This window comes from Streptomyces lucensis JCM 4490 (assembly GCF_014650035.1).
GTDB lineage: Bacteria > Actinomycetota > Actinomycetes > Streptomycetales > Streptomycetaceae > Streptomyces > Streptomyces lucensis.
In genome coordinates this window covers 556,584-573,624 of the sequence record NZ_BMUE01000001.1, presented here as the reverse complement: position 1 = coordinate 573,624, position 17,041 = coordinate 556,584, and the positions used below count along the sequence as shown (strand labels likewise).

General features: G+C 72.2%; 17 protein-coding genes. 3 read left to right on the top strand and 14 right to left on the bottom strand.

Annotated elements, in window-relative coordinates:
- Positions 1 to 3: 3 nt before the first annotated feature.
- The 9 genes from IE177_RS02595 to IE177_RS02555 form a co-directional block, all read right to left on the bottom strand.
- The gene (locus IE177_RS02595) at positions 4 to 1,173 is read right to left on the bottom strand and encodes a sensor histidine kinase (protein ID WP_190013350.1); all 1,170 of its coding nucleotides are present in this window, start codon (positions 1,171 to 1,173) and stop codon (positions 4 to 6) included.
- A 5-nt stretch (positions 1,174 to 1,178) separates the two neighbouring features.
- Entirely contained in the window at positions 1,179 to 1,919 is a 741-nt protein-coding gene (locus IE177_RS02590) for an ABC transporter permease (RefSeq protein WP_190013035.1), read from the bottom strand.
- Positions 1,916 to 2,845 (bottom strand): ABC transporter ATP-binding protein, encoded by a 930-nt coding sequence (locus tag IE177_RS02585; protein WP_190013034.1) that lies wholly within the window; start codon positions 2,843 to 2,845, stop codon positions 1,916 to 1,918. The genes IE177_RS02590 and IE177_RS02585 overlap by 4 nt, the downstream gene beginning before the upstream one ends.
- A 164-nt stretch (positions 2,846 to 3,009) precedes the next feature.
- Positions 3,010 to 5,379, bottom strand: coding sequence for a hypothetical protein (locus IE177_RS02580; protein ID WP_190013033.1), 2,370 nt, complete (start codon positions 5,377 to 5,379; stop codon positions 3,010 to 3,012).
- Positions 5,380 to 5,538: 159 nt separating this feature from the next.
- Positions 5,539 to 5,955, bottom strand: coding sequence for a DUF6113 family protein (locus IE177_RS02575; RefSeq protein WP_190013032.1), 417 nt, complete (start codon positions 5,953 to 5,955; stop codon positions 5,539 to 5,541).
- Positions 5,952 to 6,812, bottom strand: coding sequence for an N-acetyl-1-D-myo-inositol-2-amino-2-deoxy-alpha-D-glucopyranoside deacetylase (gene mshB, locus IE177_RS02570; protein ID WP_190013031.1), 861 nt, complete (start codon positions 6,810 to 6,812; stop codon positions 5,952 to 5,954). Before mshB ends, IE177_RS02575 begins: the two co-directional genes overlap by 4 nt.
- Positions 6,813 to 6,853: 41 nt before the next feature.
- On the bottom strand, positions 6,854 to 7,471 hold the full coding sequence (locus IE177_RS02565) for a Uma2 family endonuclease (protein ID WP_190013030.1): 618 nt from the start codon (positions 7,469 to 7,471) through the stop codon (positions 6,854 to 6,856).
- Positions 7,472 to 7,523: 52 nt separating this feature from the next.
- Positions 7,524 to 8,450, bottom strand: a complete 927-nt coding sequence (locus tag IE177_RS02560; RefSeq protein ID WP_190013349.1) for a helix-turn-helix domain-containing protein — start codon at positions 8,448 to 8,450, stop codon at positions 7,524 to 7,526.
- A 232-nt stretch (positions 8,451 to 8,682) separates the two neighbouring features.
- On the bottom strand, positions 8,683 to 9,162 hold the full coding sequence (locus IE177_RS02555; RefSeq protein ID WP_373304994.1) for an ATP-binding protein: 480 nt from the start codon (positions 9,160 to 9,162) through the stop codon (positions 8,683 to 8,685).
- Between the two features lie 155 nt (positions 9,163 to 9,317).
- On the opposite strand from IE177_RS02555, the gene IE177_RS02550 reads away from it, so the two are divergent.
- Together IE177_RS02550 and IE177_RS02545 are read left to right on the top strand one after the other, a co-directional pair.
- Positions 9,318 to 10,193, top strand: a complete 876-nt coding sequence (locus IE177_RS02550; RefSeq protein ID WP_190013029.1) for a helix-turn-helix domain-containing protein — start codon at positions 9,318 to 9,320, stop codon at positions 10,191 to 10,193.
- A complete protein-coding gene (locus IE177_RS02545) occupies positions 10,190 to 10,399 on the top strand; it encodes a DUF397 domain-containing protein (RefSeq protein WP_190013028.1) in 210 nt (69 codons plus the stop codon). The genes IE177_RS02550 and IE177_RS02545 overlap by 4 nt, the downstream gene beginning before the upstream one ends.
- Before the next feature lie 75 nt (positions 10,400 to 10,474).
- On the opposite strand, the gene IE177_RS02540 is transcribed toward IE177_RS02545, so the two are convergent.
- The gene (locus IE177_RS02540; protein ID WP_190013027.1) at positions 10,475 to 10,669 is read right to left on the bottom strand and encodes a hypothetical protein; all 195 of its coding nucleotides are present in this window, start codon (positions 10,667 to 10,669) and stop codon (positions 10,475 to 10,477) included.
- 164 nt (positions 10,670 to 10,833) lie between these two features.
- Between IE177_RS02540 and IE177_RS02535 the strand changes: the two genes are divergently transcribed.
- Complete coding sequence (locus tag IE177_RS02535) at positions 10,834 to 12,984, top strand: S9 family peptidase (protein WP_190013026.1); 2,151 nt, start codon at positions 10,834 to 10,836, stop codon at positions 12,982 to 12,984.
- Positions 12,985 to 13,084: 100 nt separating this feature from the next.
- Here the strand turns inward: IE177_RS02535 and IE177_RS02530 are convergent, their stop codons facing one another.
- From IE177_RS02530 to IE177_RS02515, 4 genes are read right to left on the bottom strand one after another with little or no spacing between them, the layout of a single operon-like run.
- Complete coding sequence (locus IE177_RS02530; protein WP_229815860.1) at positions 13,085 to 14,164, bottom strand: ABC transporter ATP-binding protein; 1,080 nt, start codon at positions 14,162 to 14,164, stop codon at positions 13,085 to 13,087.
- Entirely contained in the window at positions 14,154 to 15,131 is a 978-nt protein-coding gene (locus IE177_RS02525; RefSeq protein ID WP_190013025.1) for an ABC transporter ATP-binding protein, read from the bottom strand. The genes IE177_RS02530 and IE177_RS02525 overlap by 11 nt, the downstream gene beginning before the upstream one ends.
- Positions 15,132 to 15,138: 7 nt before the next feature.
- On the bottom strand, positions 15,139 to 16,119 hold the full coding sequence (locus tag IE177_RS02520) for an ABC transporter permease (protein ID WP_190013024.1): 981 nt from the start codon (positions 16,117 to 16,119) through the stop codon (positions 15,139 to 15,141).
- On the bottom strand, positions 16,112 to 17,035 hold the full coding sequence (locus IE177_RS02515) for an ABC transporter permease (RefSeq protein WP_190013023.1): 924 nt from the start codon (positions 17,033 to 17,035) through the stop codon (positions 16,112 to 16,114). Before IE177_RS02515 ends, IE177_RS02520 begins: the two co-directional genes overlap by 8 nt.
- Positions 17,036 to 17,041 lie beyond the last annotated feature (6 nt).

Sequence of the window (17,041 nt, the reverse complement as noted above, 5' to 3'; positions counted from 1 at the left end):
ATCCTACGTCCCCGGGGAGGCCGTGGGCACACGGGCGACCAGCCGGAACCCGCGCCTGGCCCGCCCGGCCTCCAGGCCGCCGCCGGCCTTCTCCAGACGCTCCGTCAGCCCCGTCAGACCGTTGCCGGGACCCTTGCCGGAGCCGCCCGAGCCGTTGTCCTCGACGGTGAGTTCGAGCACCGGCCCGTCCAGGGTCTGGCGGTGCGCCAGCTGGACGAGGCAGCGGTCGGCGCCGCTGTGCCGGACCACGTTGGTGACCGCCTCGCGCAGCGCCCAGGCGAGCGCGGACTCCGCCTCCTCCGGCACGCCGTCGAGGCCGGGTTCGGCGGGCACCTCGGCGACCACCCCGGCGGCGGTCAGCGCGACCTGGGCGCCGGCGAGTTCGGCGGCGAGCCGGGGGCGCCGGTAGCCGGTGACGGCCTCCCGCACGTCCACCAGGGCCTGCCTGCTGACCTGCTCGATGTCGGCGACCTGCTGGGCCGCCTCGTCGGGCCGGCCGGGCAGCATACGGCCGGCCAGCTCGCTCTTCAGCGTGATCAGGGACAGGGAATGGCCTAGCAGGTCGTGCAGGTCGCGGGCGAGCCGCAGGCGCTCCTCGTTGGCGGCGAGCTGGGCGACGGTGGCCCGGGCCTTGCGCAGCTCGATGGTCGTCCTGACGAGCTGGCCGACGCCGGTCATCGCGAACCCGATGAGCAGCACCAGCAGGAACAGGCCGCGCGCCTCCGCCTCGTTCGACCGCAGGCCGATCAGGTACATCACCACGGCGGAGGCCGGGATCGCCCAGTAGGCCGCGCGCAGGGGCAGGGTGGCCCCCCAGGCGACCGACAGGTAGACGAACAGGCCCAGCCAGGCGCCTCCCATGGTGAAGGCGAGGACGACGGCGAGGACCCCGAGGACCCCGCCCAGCGTGAGCACGACCCGAGGCGAGAACGGCCGGCCGATGTTGCGGAAGACCAGCGTCAGGTAGACCCCGACGAAGGCGGCGAGGCCGGCCGCGCCGGCCGCGGTGGCGCCGGCGGTGTGCCCGCCGGCGGCCAGGTCGTGGACGGGTGAGCTGAGGAAGACCAGCCAGACGCCGATCCAGAGGGTCTTGACCAGCAGCTCCCGCCGGTTCCGGGGCGGCCAGCCCACGGGCACGTGCTTCTGGCAACTCGCTTGCCGCTCTTCCGTCATGGCGCTCACGCCTTCAGCGTGTCCTTCCGGTACAGCCAGGCCGCGCCGCCCGTGAAGAGGACGAAGAAGAAGACGAGGACGGCCATGTCCTGGGCGCTGGGGGCCTGGCTCTGCTCGATCGCCCGGCCCAGGGAAGCGTACGCGTGCGTGGGAAGCCACTTCGCGATGTCCTGCAGCCACTGCGGGAAGGTCGTGGTCGGCATCCACAGACCGCCGAGTATCGACAGGCCGAAGTAGGTGATCATGGTGATCGGACGGACCGCGTCCCCGCTGGCGAGGTAGCCGAGGGCGACGCCGAGCGCGGCGAAGACCAGGCTGCCCGCCCAGATGGCGCCGGTCAGGGCGAGCCACTGCCAGGCGTCCAGCCGTACGTCCTTCAGGGCCGCGGCGACGACGAAGACGATGACGATCGACGGCAGGCTGACGACGGCCGCGGCGGCGGTCTTGGCGAGCACGTAGCCGCGCCCCGGGAGGGTGGTCAGCCGCAGCTGCCGCACCCAGCCGCTCTCGCGCTCCTTGGCGATGCGCTCGCTGTTGCCCATCAGCACGGCGGTCAGCGCGCCGAAGGAGGCCATGGAGACCATCATGTAGGTCGGCAGGGTGAGGCCGCCGCCGTCCATCTTCTCCTTGGAGTCGGCGCTGCCCGCGATGAGCAGGAACAGGGCCGAGGGGTAGATCACCGAGAAGAACAGGAACTTGCGGTTGCGCAGGGCGCGGACCAGTTCGAGCCTGATGAGCGCGTTCATGACTGCTTGGCCTCCTCGGCCTCCGTGATGGCGACGAAGGCCTGCTCCAGACCGAGGCCGGCGACTTCGAGGTTGCGGGGGTAGACGCCCAGGCCGTACAGGGCGTGGACGGTCGCGTCGGCGTCTGAGGACTGGATGCGGACGGTCTGCCCGGACACGTCGATGGACGTGAGGAACGGCAGAGCGCGCAGGGCGGCCTCGTCGATGGCGCCCTCCAGGTCGAAGGCGACCCGACGCGCCCCCGCCTTGGCCTTGATCTCGGCTGCCGTGCCGTCGGCGAGGAGCCGCCCGCGGTGCAGCACGAGCACGCGGTCGGCGATGGCGTCGGCCTCTTCGAGGTAGTGCGTGGCGAAGAGGACCGTACGGCCCTGGTCGGCCTGCTCCCGCATGGTCGCCCAGAAGGCCTGGCGGGAGGAGACGTCCATGCCGGTGGTCGGCTCGTCCAAGATGATCAGGTCGCTGTCGCCGGCGGTGGCGATGGCGAAGCGGACGCGCTGGGCCTGGCCGCCGGAGAGCTTGTTGACCTTGCGGTCGGCGATCTGCGTGACGCCCGCGCGGGCGAGCACGTCGGACACCTTGTGCGGCCGCGGGTGCAGGGAGCACGCCAGCTTCACCAGTTCGGCGACGGTGACCTCGTCCATCAGGCCGCCGGTCTGCAGCATGGCCCCGACCCGGCCGGCGACGATGGCCTCGCGCGGGCTGGTGCCGAACACGCTCACGGTGCCGCCGTCGGCCGGCTTGAGCCCGAGGAGCAGGTCCAGCGTGGTGGACTTGCCGGCCCCGTTGGGGCCGAGGAGGGCGACGGTCTCGCCCGGGTACAGCCGGAGCGAGAGGCCGTCCACGGCCCGCACGCTCCCGTACGTCTTGGTCACCTGGTCGAACCCGACCACCGGGGTGGTGGTGGCCGGTGCCGCTGTCGTCGTCATGGCGTCCATGCTGGCGGAGCCGCCCCCGGCCCCGGCAGTGTCGGCGGTCCTGACCGCCGGATGACAGATGTCATACGGATCGGGTGACGGGCGGAGCGCGGGAGGTCCGGGAGCCGTGCCGGGCACCCGTACGGCTCCCGGACCTCCCGGACCTCTGCCTCGGTCTAGCTCGGGTCGGTGTCGATGACCGCGACCCGGTTGGTCCTGCTCGTCAGGGCCTGGCGCAGGGCGATGTAGACCTCCTGGGGCGTCACCGGCGTCTTGCTGCCGTTGGCCCGGGTGATCAGCACACCGTCGAAGGCCTTGCCGTAGAGCCGCTTGAGCGCGTCCAGGTCCGGGGAGTCGACCAGCTTGCCGTCGGCCGTCGGCTTGACCCGCAGGAACTTCCACAGCGAGTTCTGCGGGCTCAGCCGGACCGAGTGTGCCGCGTCCGTCTGGACCGTCACGATGGCCGACATCGCCGGCTCCGCGAAGGCCTTCATCTCGCGGTCGACCTCGGCGTTCGAGACCGTCGACCGCTTGGTGGTCGTCGGCACGGTGACCGGGGCCGTCGCGTTCGTCTCGACCAGCGTGCGGTAGGCCTGCTTCACGGCGTTGACCGAGCGGCCCGCGTCGATGGCCTTCCCGCCCTTGCCGTAGACGGCCACGGCCTTGCCGGGCTTGAACTCGATGGTGCCGTCGGCCGACGAGCCGGAGCCGCCGCCGGCCTGCTGGAGGGCGGCCTGCAGCTTCTCCTCGTCCACCGGCATGACCGGTTCGACCACGCGCTTCTGGCCGAAGAGGGAGCCGACGACGTGGACCGGGTTGTAGTCGCTCTTCGCGGCCTCGCCGACCGTGGCCTGGTAGTCGAACTGCAGACCGGCGTTGGCCGGCGTCAGCGTGACCGTCCTGCCGCCCACGGCCAGCTTCAGCGGCTTGTTCACCCGGTCGCCGAAGGCGTCGTCGAGCTTCTTGACGGCGTCGTCACGGGTGCCGCCGCCGATGTCGACGCCGAGCACCGTGGTGCCCTTGGGCACGTCGGTGCGGTTCATCAGCAGTCCGGCGCCGTAGGCGCCGCCCGCGACGACGACCACGCCGACGGCGAGCAGCACCAGCTTGCTGCGGCCCTGCTTCCTCGGCTTGGCCGCCGCCTTGGGCGCGGCGGCCGGCGCGGGCCTGGGCGCCGCCGGGCCGGCCGGGTTCGCGCCGGAGCCGAACGGGGAGGTGCCGGCGCCGGGCACGACCGGGATGCCGCTGGTGACGGTGTGTCCGGAGACGTTGCCGGAGGCCGGGGGCCGGTAGCCGGGCGTACCCGGTTCGGGGGCCGGCTTCTGCGGGGTGAGGATCGCGGTGTCGTCGCTGAGGCCACCGCCGGGGCCACGCCCGCCGGGGGCGCCGCCGGGGGTGGCCGCCGGGCCGCCGGGGACGGCGGGCCCGTCGAGATCGGCGAGGGCGCTGCGGGCGGGCGCGGCACCGGGTCCGCCGTAACCGGCCGGGCCGCCGGGGCCGTCGAACGCTTCACCGGCGAAGGGTTCGCCGGCGCCCCTGCCCGGGCCGCCGGACCGCGGCACGAGGGTGCCGTCGCCGGTGACGGGGCCGCCGGTGGGGCCGGCCGGGCCCTGCGGGCCGCCGTGGCCGCCGGGGCCGCTGAAGCCGCTGGTGCCGCCGGGGCCGTTCGCGCCGCCGGTGCTCGCACCGCCGAAGCCGTCGCGGCCGCCCGCGCTCGCGTCGCCGCCGAAGCCGTCGTGCCGGTCGGCACCGCTGTCACCGGCGCCGCCCTGGCCGCCGCCGTTCTCCGAGAAGTACGGCAGGTCGTCGCGGCGCGGTTCGCCGCCGCCGTTCCCGCCCGGGCGGGAACCGGCGGCCAGCGCCTCGGTCACGTCGAAGGAGCCGGTGCCGCCGCCGTGGCCGGGAGCGACGGGGCCGCCGGTGGCGCCGGGCAGACCCTTGCCGTTCGTGCCGCCACCGCGGGAGGAGCCCGGAACGCTCACGGAGCCCACCACACCACCGGGACGGCTGCCGCCCGGGCGTGCGCCGGTGGTACCGGCCGCGCCCGACGCTTTCGGACCACCCTTGCGGGCAGGAGGATTGCCGGACGCCGCGGCGGAACCGCCGGGCGCTGCGGACCCGTTCGCGCCGCCGGCGCCCGGACCGCCCTTCGCGGCGGAGGACTTGCGGGGCGCGAACCAGTCGCTGGCCTTCTCCTCGGCCGGGGCCGCGGGCTCGGCGGGGGCCGGCTCGGCGGGAGCGGTGGCGGACTGGTCGGGCGCGGGCCGCTGGTCGGCCGCGGGCGCCTCGTCGGCGGTGGCGTCGGTGTCCCCGACGGGCTTGCGCATGACGACGGGTGGGATCGGCCGCGATCCGGGGATGTTGATCCGGATCCGGGTCGTCAGCGTCGTCTCGGTCTTCTTCTCCTCCGGCCGCGTGCCCGAACGGCCCGCGCCCGTACCGTCGTCGGAAACCATGGGGGTCCCGTACGGCGGCGTGCCGGAGGGGTATGCGGCTCCGCCGCGCCCGTCGGGCCCGGAGGACGGAGTGTCAGTTTCACGACTCAAGGCAGGTTCTCCCAGTTGGCTCCACCGCCCGTTACGACCTGAATGCTCGGGCGGCTCGGCGGCGCGCACCACCATACTGGCCGCTTCTGACGCTTATCCCATGACCGCCGGGGAAACCCACACCGGACTCGCACCCGTGTCGCACGGCGAAGTGGTACGTCACTTGCCAAGTCGGGCGGAGCCGTCACCAGGTTGCCGTACGGCGCCGATGGTGGCGCAGATCACAGCCAGAGCCATGCCTCCGAGCAGGAAGAGATAGGAACCGCCTCCCGCGCCGAAGAAGAAGTCGCCCTCGGGGCGTGAGGTGGTGAGCAGGATGACGGCGACGATCCAGCCGGCCGCGGGCGCCACCGCGCCGCCCCGGCCTCGAGTGGCGTACGCACCGCCGAGGAACACCCCGGCCGCGCCGGCGAGAGCGAGGAGCAGCCCGCCGGGGAACCAGGCGGCCTGCACGAGGGTTCCGGCGAGTCCGACGACCGCGCCGAGCAGGAACAGGCCGAGGTACGCGAGGGCCCGCCCGGCGGAGGGCGGACGCAGCGGCTGGGCCAGCATCGAGCCCGGTTCACCGTTGCTCATGACGCCTCCCCGGTGCCGAGGCCCGCGAACAGGTCGGTCTCCCCGGGCTGTCCGGGGCCGCGCACCAGCTCGTAGTACTCGGTGGTGAACAGCGGCTGGGCGAGTTCGTTGGAGAGCGCGAAGCAGGACCCGGCCACCTCGATCTGGGTGGCGTGGGCGCGCATCGCGGCGGCCTTGGCGGCGGCGTGGGCACCGCCGTCGATCGCGGCGGTGATCCGCTCGTCGTCCACGACGCCCGGTACGTCGTCCACGGACGCGCTCTTGTCGAACGGGAGGCCGGGCAGCTCGTCCTGGAGCCGGGCGAAGGCCGCCTCGACCACGGAGCGCGGGGCCCGGTTCCAGTACACCTTGCCGACCTGGTGGCCGCGCCCGGCCGCGAGGTCGACGGCACGCATGGCGACGCGGTGGGCCTGGATGTGGTCCGGGTGGCCGTAGCCGCCGTTGTCGTCGTAGGTGACGAGCACCTGCGGACGGACCTCCAGGATGACGTCGGCGAGGTGGCCGGCGGCCTGGTCGACGTCGGCCTGCCAGAAGCAGCCGGGGTCGTCGTTGTCGGCCAGCCCCATCATCCCGGAGTCGCTGTACCGCCCGGCCCCGCCGAGCAGCCGGACGTCCCCGACACCGAGGGCACGCGTAGCGTCCCTCAGCTCACCGAGCCGGTGCTGCCCGAGAGCGGCGCCGGTCAGGTGCGCGAGCTCCGGCGGGATGACCTCGCCCCGCTCCCCCAGCGTGCAGGTGACCAGGGTCACGAGGGCGCCTTCGGCCGCGTACCGGGCCATGGTCGCGCCGTTGTTGATCGACTCGTCGTCCGGATGCGCGTGCACCAGGAGCAGACGCCGGTCGGGCAGTTCCGTCATGGGGCCAGCCTACGAGGCGCCCGGCCGAGTCCGTCACGCCCTCAGGACGTGGCCTTCTCCCCTCCGTCATCCCGGTAGCGCGGCAGACCGCCCGTCGAGATGGTCCACTCGCCGATGGTGACGTCCTCGCCGTAGACGAAATCCTTGCGGGTCGCGTACCGGGGCCCTTCCGGGGTGGGGTGGATGTCCGTGAAGACCGCGCCGGTGCCGGTGCGGGGGTCGAAGATCGCGTAGACCGGCACACCCATGAGCGGGTAGTCGCGCAGCTTGCCCACCCAGTCGTTGCCCGGGTTGGACCGGGAGACGACCTCGATCGCGGCGACGACCCTGCGCGGGTCGATGGAGCCTTCCACGGTGAGGTCCGCCCACGCGATCACCATCACGTCCGGATGCCGCATGACGCCCTCGGGCTCGTCCTCCACGTCCGGCGTGCCGTTGTGGGCCAGCAACTCGTCCGGCATGACCTTTTCGAGGCGGCGGCTGACGTGCGCGGCCGTGACCTCGTGGGCTCCTCCCGGCGACATCATGTCGTGGACGATCCCTTCCTTGGTGATCTCGAACTTGCCGGGAAGCGTGTCGTCCATGCGCTGCACGAAGTCGCGCATGGCCCGGTAGAGGTGGGAGGCGCCCTGGTGTGCGTCGTCGGGTGCGATGGTCATGGCGCTCGCTCCTCGTCGTCTGTGCCCAGGGGCAAGGATCGTCACGTTCATGCTAGGCGGCCTCCCGGGAAGCGGTTCGGCAGTCGCGACAGCGGGTTGCGGGGCGGGGCGAGCGGAAGGCCCGGTCGCAGCCGTCGCAGTTCCGCATCGGGTACGGCGGCGGCTGTGAGGCAGCCGGCGCCCGGAACGGCGGCGGGAGCTGGGCTGCGAGGCGGTGCGCCAGGAGGGCCGCGGGGCGACGCACCCCCTCGGGCGGCAGGTCGGCGGTCAGGGACCGGCGTACGGCGGCGGGTGTGACGTCCCGCTCCAGCCAGGCGGCGACGCCGGGGGCCAGGTGGGCCGTGTCGCGTGCGGAGAGCAGCAGTCGGGGGGCGTGGCGGTGGAGGCCGGCGAGGAGATCGGCGGCGGCCTCCAGGAGCGCTGGGGCGGCGTACGCGGGCCTGGGCACGGCGGGGAGCGGCTTGGGGGCCGTGCGTTCCCCGTGCGGCCTGTCTCGCGTACGCGGCTCGCACGGTTGCCGCCGCTGCGGTTCCGCCGCCGCCCCGGCGGCCGGACGGTCGGCGGCCGGGGCGGGAGCCGTGCCGGGGTGGCGGGCCGCCATCGGCTGGTTGCAGGAGGTGGTGCGGGTGATGATGCGGCCGGTGGACGTGCGGTGACGCTCTCGGCGCAGGTAGCCGTGGGCCTCCAGCTCACGCAGGGCGGAGGCGATACGGGTGGCCCCCTCGGGGAACCTGGCGGTGAGGGTCTTGATGTCGACCGGGGCGCCCTTGGGCAACGACTGGAGGTGCACACCCAGCCCGATGGCCAGCAGCGTGAGTTCCTCGTGCTGGGCCAGGTGGTTGCCGATCACCGTGAAGCGGGCCGTGTGGCGGGTGTTGTCGTGCTGGAGCCCGCCTGCGTGGTGACCCCGGTTCGGGTGCTTGTTGCCCGCAACGCGGGCCTTGGCGCGCGGGGGCGCGCTAGGGTTCTGGATACCCATCGGGAAGCCCTTATCTTCCTCGGTGGTCAGGCCCTCGCCCTGGGATTGCCGTCCCGGCGGGGGCCGTCTCATGTCTGCGGTTGTGGTGGTGGTGCGTTGCGCTGAGCGTCGGGCCTCAGGGGCCGCGAAATCCAGCCCGTTGGGGAATGTTCACCCGCCCGAGTGAGGCGGGGCCACGGGCGGGAGGGGTGGGGTCTGGTGGGGGTGCTTTCCCCGGTCGTTCTTTGTCCTCTCAGCCGCCGGAGGCACCGGAGCGCGCACTGTCGGGTTCCGGTGACGTGAGACTCAGCTCGGCCCAGACGGTCTTGCGCGGGAACCGCCCTTCGGTCACTCCCCAACGGTCGGCCAGCGCGTCGACGAGCAGCAGTCCCCTTCCCGACTCGGCGCCGTGTCCCGGCTCCCCGAGTGCGGGGCGTCGGTCACCGCGCGTGTCGGTGACCTCGACGCGGAGGGTGCCGCCGATCACGTAGAGCGTCAGGCGGAAGCTGCGGCCGGGCACACGGCCGTGGGTGGCGGCATTGGCCGCCAGTTCGGCGACGACGTGGCTCGCGCTCTCGTCCGGGAGACCCCAGCTCCGCAGCGCGTCCACCGCGAGCAGGCGGGCGAGGCGGGCACCGCGTGGGGTGGAGGACAACAGCGCCGTGAGAGCGGGGACGCCGCCGTCGTGCTGGGTCGCGATCTGGGGCCCGGGCTGGGCGATTTCCTGATTCACGTCACCCAGAGTCGCCGCCGACGCCTACCGTGATGAGTGATTACGCCGTTGCGTACGGTGACTGTCCGCTGCTTGTCCGGTGGTGTCCGGGCCTGTCGGACGAGGCGCACGGGCGTGGACGGTGTGACGCGGTGCTACGACGGAGGGGCGCGCCGATGACGGTGGACACGGGAGCGGGACGGCTCAAGGACGTGGGCGAGGAACCCGGTTGGGAGGTCGAGCCGGACGACGACTGGGGCGTCGCCGTCATCGCCACTGTCGGACGGCAGCTGAAGCTGCGCCGGGAAGCGGTGGGGATGAAGGCCGGTGACTTCGGCAGGGCCCTCGGCTACGGCGAGGACATGGTCTACAAGATCGAGAGCGGCAAACGGATCCCCCGGCCCGAGTACCTGGACAAGGCGGACAAGCTGTTGCGGGCGGGCGGGTTGCTCTCGGCGATGAAGGAGGACGTGGAGAAGGTCCGGTACCCGAAGAAGGTGCGGGAGCTGGCCGGTCTGGAGGCCAAGGCGGCAGAGATCGGCGTGTACGTGTGCAGCAGCGTTCCCGGGCTGCTGCAGACCCCCGATCACGCGCGAGCCCTACTGGAGTGCTGGCTGCCCGCCTACGCGCCAGAGGACTTGGAACGACGAGTAGCCGCCCGGATGGCCAGGCAGTCCATCTTCGAGCGTGTGCCTGCACCTGCCCTCGGGTTCGTCCTGGAAGAGGCGACGCTGCGTCGCAGGGTTGGAGGCACAATGGTGCGGCGACAACAGTTCGAGCGCCTGCTCGCGACAGGACAGTTGAGCAATGTCACGCTGCAGGTGATGCCGCTGGACAGTCCCCCGCACCCCGGCATGAGCGGCAGGATCGAGTTGCTGAAGTTCGAGGACGGCACGGCGGTGGGACGCGCTGACGGCGCCTTCAACGGACGACCCGTCTCGGCCCTGAAGGAGCTACGCGTACTCGAACTGCGGTACGGGACCATCCGGGCCCAAGCACTTCCGCCCGGGGAGTCACTGGCCCTCATCGAGCAACTGTTGGGAGAAACATGATCCGCGAGTCCGCTGCCTGTGGCGCCGTCGGCCTGGTGTGGTTCAAGAGCAGTTACAGCGACGGCCCCGACGGCGACTCCTGTGTCGAGATCGCCATAACGCCCCACACCGTCCACGTGCGCGACTCCAAGAACGTCCACGGCCCCCGGCTCACGCTCGCGCCGGACGCCTGGTCCCGCTTCCTGCCGTACGCGTCCGAGCGCTGACCGGCGCAGCCGGGTGTCGCGGCCGGCGACCCCGTCGAGTCGCCGGTCGTCCGGGTGCAGTCGCCCCCGCCCGCGTCAGAACTTGATGCTGCCGATCATGCTGGCCACGTTCGTCGTCAGCTCGTTGATCGTGGGAGCGACGGTCGAGGAGGCGAGGTAGAAGCCGAGCAGGATGCAGACGACCGCGTGGCCGCCTTTCAGGCCTGACTTCTTGACCAGCAAGAAGACGATGATCGCCAGCAGCACCACCGCCGAAATCGAGAGTGCCACGGCGGCTCACCTCCAAAGATCGTCAGATCCAGATCAGTTGAGCATTCCCACGCAGTCGCCGGCAGGTTCCTACCCACTCAGCGGTAGTGATCATAACTATCCGTACTCGCGCATCGCTCGGCGCACAGCCGCACAAGGGGGCGCATGGCCAATATGGTCGGGGTATGACGACCGAGGCTGACTCCTTCCCCCGTCGGTACGCCCGGACCCAGCGGTTCACGCTCGGCGCGCCGCGTGCGTTCACCGTGGCACCCGATGGTTCGCGTGTCGCGTTCCTGCGTTCGGGCTCCGGCACCGACCGGGCCAACTCCCTGTGGGTGATGGACCTTCCGGAGGGCGCGGAGCGCCTGGCCGCCGACCCGGGCACCCTCCTCGCGGGCGCTTCCGAACAGCTCTCGCAGGAGGAGCGGGCGCGGCGGGAGCGCAGCCGTGAGGGCGGTGCCGGGATCGTCGGCTACGCCACCGACGCCGCCGTCGAGCTGGCGTCTTTCGCCTTGTCAGGGCGGCTGTTCACGGCCGAGCTGCGGGCCGGTACCGCGCGCGAGCTGCCCGTCCGGGGGCCGGTGATCGACCCGCGTCCCGCCCCCGACGGCCGCCACGTCGCCTACGTGGCGCGGGGGGCGCTGCGGGTGGTGGGCGCCGAGGGCGAGGGCGACCGGGCGCTCGCGGAGCCGGAGGCGGAAGGGGTGACGTACGGGCTAGCGGAGTTCATCGCGGCCGAGGAGATGGGGCGTTCGCGGGGCTTCTGGTGGGCGCCGGACGGGCGCCGGCTGCTCGTGGCGCGCGCGGACGACACGCCGGTGCGGCAGTGGTGGATCGCGGATCCCGCCAATCCGGGGCGTGAGCCAAATAACGTCAAGTACCCCGCTGCCGGCACGCCGAACGCGGACGTGCGGCTGTTCGTGTTCGGGCTCGACGGGGAGCGCACGGAGGTCGCATGGGACCGGTCCCGCTATCCGTACCTGGCCCGAGTGCACTGGTCAGAGGCATGTGCGCCGCTGCTGCTGGTGCAGGCACGGGACCAGCGCAGCCAGCTGATCCTGGCGCTGGACCCGGACACCGGGGCCACCCGGATGGTGCACGCGGACGAGGACGCGAAATGGCTTGAACTTTTCCCCGGGGTGCCCTGCTGGAGCCCTTCCGGGCAGCTTGTCCGCATCGCGGACGAGGGCGGCGCACGGGTCCTGGCGGTCGGCGAAAGGCCCTTGACCAGCGCTCAGTTGCACATTCGTGCGGTCCTGGACGTGGGTGCGGACGACGTACTGGTTTCCGCCTCGGCCGGCGCGGAGGCGGAGGCGCCGGAGATTGGCGAAGTTCATGTGTACCGGGTGAACGAACTCGGTGTGGAGCGCGTCTCGCAGGAGCCCGGCGTGCACTCGGCGGTGCGGGCCGGGGAGGTGACCGTTCTGGTGTCCGCGGCGCTGGACAGGCCCGGCTCCCGTGTCCAGGTGCTGCGTGACGGAAAACCGGCGGCCGCTGTCCGCTCGTACGCAGAAGATCCCGGTATGTCCCCCCGCGTGATCCTCACCGAGGGGGGCGCACGTCGAATTCCGTGCGCCGTGCTTATGCCGCGGGACTACCACGGTGACACTCCCCTGCCGGTTCTGCTGGACCCCTACGGCGGTCCGCACGGCCAGCGGGTGACCGCCGCCCACAACGCCCACCTGACCTCCCAGTGGTTCGCCGACCAGGGCTTCGCGGTGGTCGTCGCCGACGGGCGGGGCACCCCTGGCCGGTCCCCGGCCTGGGAGAAGGCGGTGCACCACGACTTCGCCGCCACCCTGGACGACCAGATCGAGGCCCTGGAGGACCTGGCGCGGCGCCACCCGCTCGACCTGTCCCGGGTGGCGGTCCGCGGCTGGTCCTACGGCGGCTACCTCGCCGCTCTCGCCGTGCTGCGCCGTCCCGACGTCTTCCACGCGGGCATCGCGGGCGCCCCGGTCACCGACTGGCGCCTGTACGACACGCACTACACCGAGCGCTACCTCGGCGACCCCGCCCAGGAGCCCGGGACCTACGCGCGCAACTCGCTGGTCACGGACGACGGGTTGGCCGACCCCGCGGAGCCGCACCGCCCCCTGATGGTCATCCACGGCCTGGCCGACGACAACGTGGTGGTCGCCCACGCCCTGCGCCTGTCCTCGGCCCTCCTCGCCGCGGGCCGCCCGCACGAGGTGCTCCCGCTGTCCGGCGTCACGCACATGACGCCCCAGGAACAGGTCGCCGAGAACCTGCTCCTGCTCCAGGTCGACTTCCTGCGGCGGTCGCTCGCGCGGCCCGGTACAACCCTCGCGAACACCCACCAATCGCGTTAACACGCAGGCAACTTGACGGAAGCCGCACCGATATACGGACGCGCGAGGCTGGTCAGCGTACGGCCGTGCGGGTGCCGTGAACGGGCCGGGGTGCGCCATGTCACCCCGGCCCGTTGCCGTTCGCCCCCTCCCGCGGCGCCGCACGGCCCGGCGTGCCGTGCGCGGACGGCAGGGTCTCGGCGAAGTGGCAGGCCGAGTCGTGGGCCGCGGGTCCGGCGGTGTCCCGGAAGACGGCGGGGACCGCCAGGGCAGGAACCTCCCGGGCGCAGCGCTCCTGGGCCTTCCAGCAGCGGGTGCGGAAGCGGCAGCCGGAGGGGATGGCCGTCGGGGACGGGACGTCCCCCGAGAGGATGATCCGGTCGCGGTGTTCCCGGGCCGCGGGATCGGGCACCGGGACCGCCGACAGCAGGGCCTGGGTGTAGGGATGCGTCGGATGGTCGTAGATCTCGGCGTCCCTGCCGGTCTCCACGATCCGGCCCAGGTACATGACCCCGACCCGGTCCGAGATGTGCCGGACGATCGACAGGTCGTGCGCGATGAAGACGTAGGAGAGGCCGAACTCCGTCTGGAGCCGGGCCAGCAGGTTGATCACCTGGGACTGCACCGAGACGTCGAGCGCGGAGACCGGCTCGTCGGCGACGATGACCTCGGGGCGCAGCGCCAGCCCGCGGGCGATTCCGATGCGCTGGCGCTGACCGCCGGAGAACTGGTGCGGGTAGCGGTTGACGTAGTCCGGGTCGAGGCCGACCACGTCCAGCAGGTCCCGGACCCTGCGCCGCCGGTCGCCCTTGGGGGCCGTCTCCGGGTGGATCTCGTACGGCTCCCCGACGATGTCGCCCACGGTCATCCGGGGGTTGAGGGAGGTGTACGGGTCCTGGAAGACCATCTGGATGTTGCGGCGCACGGCCTTCAGGGCCCTGCCGGACAGGTTCGTGATGTCCTCGCCCTTGAATCGGATGGAGCCCGCCGTCGGCCGCTCCAGGTGGCACAGCAGCTTGGCGACGGTCGACTTGCCGCAACCCGACTCCCCGACGATGCCGAGGGTCTCGCCCCTGCCGAGGGTGAAGTCCACGCCGTCGACCGCCTTCACCGCGCCGACCTGCTTCCTGAACAGAACGCCGCGGGTCAGCGGGTAGTGCTTGACGAGGCCGCTGACCTGGAGGATCGGCTCAGTGGTCATGCAGGCACTCCCTCCAGAAGTGGCAGGCGCTGCCCCGTGCCTCGCCGGCCTCGTACAGCGGGGGGACGTCGGTGCGGCAGACGTCCCGGGCCATCGGGCAGCGCGGGTGGAAGGAGCAGCCCGGCGGGATGTGCGTCAGGTTCGGCGGCAGGCCCTTGATGGCGTACAGCTCCCGCCCCTTCTGGTCCAGGCGCGGGATGGAGTCGAGCAGGCCGCGGGTGTAGGGGTGGGCCGGCGCCTTGTAGATGTCGTGCACGGGCGCGGACTCGACGATCTTCCCGGCGTACATCACCGCGATCCGGTCGGCGACGTCCGCGACCACGCCCAGGTCGTGGGTGATCAGGATCAGCCCCATGCGGTACTCGCGCCGCAGCTCCGCGAGCAGGTCCATGACCTGGGCCTGGACCGTGACGTCCAGTGCGGTGGTGGGCTCGTCGGCGATGACGAGCGCCGGTTCCAGGGCGAGCGCCATGGCGATCATGATGCGCTGGCGCATGCCGCCGGAGAACTGGTGGGGATAGTCGCGCACCCGCTGCGCCGCGGCCGGGATGCGGACCCGGTCCATCAGCTCCACGGCCCTGGCCCGCGCGTCCCTCTTCGACATCCCCCGGTGCACGACGAACATCTCGCCGAGCTGGTCCCCCACCGACAGGACGGGGTTCAGGGCCGACAGCGCGTCCTGGAAGATCATCGCCATGCCGGCGCCCCGGATGCGGCGCCGCTCCTCCTCCCTGATGGTGAGCAGGTCCTGCCCCTGGAAGAGGATCCGTCCGCCGGTGATCCGTCCGGGCGGCGTGTCAAGGATGCCCATCACGGCCTGCGCGGTCACCGACTTGCCGGAGCCGGACTCGCCGAGCACGGCCAGCGTCTGACCCGCGTCGACCTCGTAGCTCACGCCGTTGACGGCGTGGGCGACGCCGTCCCGGGTTCTGAACTCCACGTGGAGGTCGCGCACTTCGAGCAGCACGGCACCGTCACCTCAGCTTCGGGTCGAGGGCGTCGCGGACCGCGTCGCCGAGCATGATGAACGCCAGGACGGTGATCGCCAGCGCCCCCGAGGGCCACAGCAGGGCGTGCGGGGCGTTGCGGATGTAGGGCGAGGCGGCGGAGATGTCGATGCCCCAGGAGACGCTGGGCGGTTTGAGGCCGACGCCGAGGTAGGACAGGGTCGCCTCCAGGGCGATGTACGTGCCGAGCGCGATGGTCGCCACGACGATCACGGGCGCGACGGCGTTCGGGGCGATGTGCCGGAGCAGGATGCGGGCGTCGGAGGCGCCGAGGGCGCGGGCCGCCTGGACGTAGTCGTTCTGCTTGGCGGTGATGACCGAGCCGCGCGCGATGCGGGAGATCTGCGGCCAGCCGAGCAGCACCATGAACCCGATCACCGGCCAGACCGTATTGCTGGTCACCACGGAGAGCAGGACGAGACCGCCGAGGACGACCGGGATGGCGAAGAAGATGTCGGTGACACGGGACAGGACCGAGTCCGGGAGCCCGCCGAAGTACCCGGCGAGCCCGCCGAGCACCGACCCGAGCAGGGCCACCCCGAGCGTGGCCAGCACACCGACGGTCACGGAGGTGCGGGCGCCGTAGACGGTGCGCGTGTAGACGTTGCAGCCCTGGCCGTCGTAGCCGAAGGGCGCGCCCGGCCCCGGGCCGTCCTGGGCCTTGGCCAGGTCGCACGTGAGGGGGCTGCCGGAGGCGATCGCCGAGGGCCACAGCGAGATGAAGACCAGGAAGAGGATGACGAGCGCCGACACGATGAAGACCGGGTTGCGGCGCAGGTCCCGCCAGGCGTCGGACCACAGCGAGCGGGGGCGGCCGACGGGGCCGGTGCCTTCGGGCCCGCCCGGCCCCTGCTCCAGCGTGACGGCCTCGCTCGCGCCGAGGTCCATCGCGCCGCCCATACCGGTGCCGGCGACCGCGCGCTCGGGCTCGTACGGCTGTTCAGGCATAGCGGATCCTCGGGTCGAGTACGGCGTAGAGCAGGTCCACGAGCAGGTTGGCGACCAGGAAGACCAGCACGAGGACGGTCACGAAGCCGACGACCGTCTGGGTGTTGTGGCGCAGGATGCCCTGGTAGAGCTGGTAGCCGACGCCGTGGATGTTGAAGATCCGCTCGGTGACGATCGCGCCGCCCATCAGCGCGCCGATGTCGGTGCCGATGAAGGTGATCACCGGGATCAGGGAGTTGCGCAGCAGGTGCCGGGTGACGACCCGGTGCCGGGGCAGGCCCTTGGCGACGGCCGTGCGGACGTAGTCGGACCGCTTGTTCTCCGCGATGGAGGTGCGGGTGAGCCGGGTGACGTAGGCGAGCGAGACGGAGGCGAGGACCAGCCCGGGCACGATCAGCTCGCCGAGGGCGGCGTCCGGCGAGACGGAGGGTTTGATCCACTTCCACTGCACGCCGAGCAGGAGCTGGAGCAGCAGACCGGTGACGAAGGTGGGGACGGAGATCACCACCAGGGTGGCCAGGAGCACCGAGGTGTCGACGGGCCGTCCGCGCCGCATGCCGGTGACGACCCCCAGCGTGACGCCGATCACGATCTCGAAGAGGACGGCCACGATGGTGAGCCGGATGGTGACGGGGAAGGCCGTCGCCATCAGCTCGGTGACCTGCTGGCCGTTGAACGCCGTACCGAAGTCGCCGGTGAAGACGTTCCCCATGTAGGTCAGGTACTGCTGCCAGAGCGGCTTGTCGAGGCCGAACTCCTTCTCGAGCTGGGCGGTGGTCGCCGGGTCGCAGGCCCGCTCCCCGCACAGGCCGGCGATGGGGTCGCCCATCACGTTCACCATGAGGAAGATCAGCAGGGTCGCGCCGATGAAGACCGGGATCATCTGCAGCAGTCGCCGGACGACGTAGCGTCCCATGGCGGC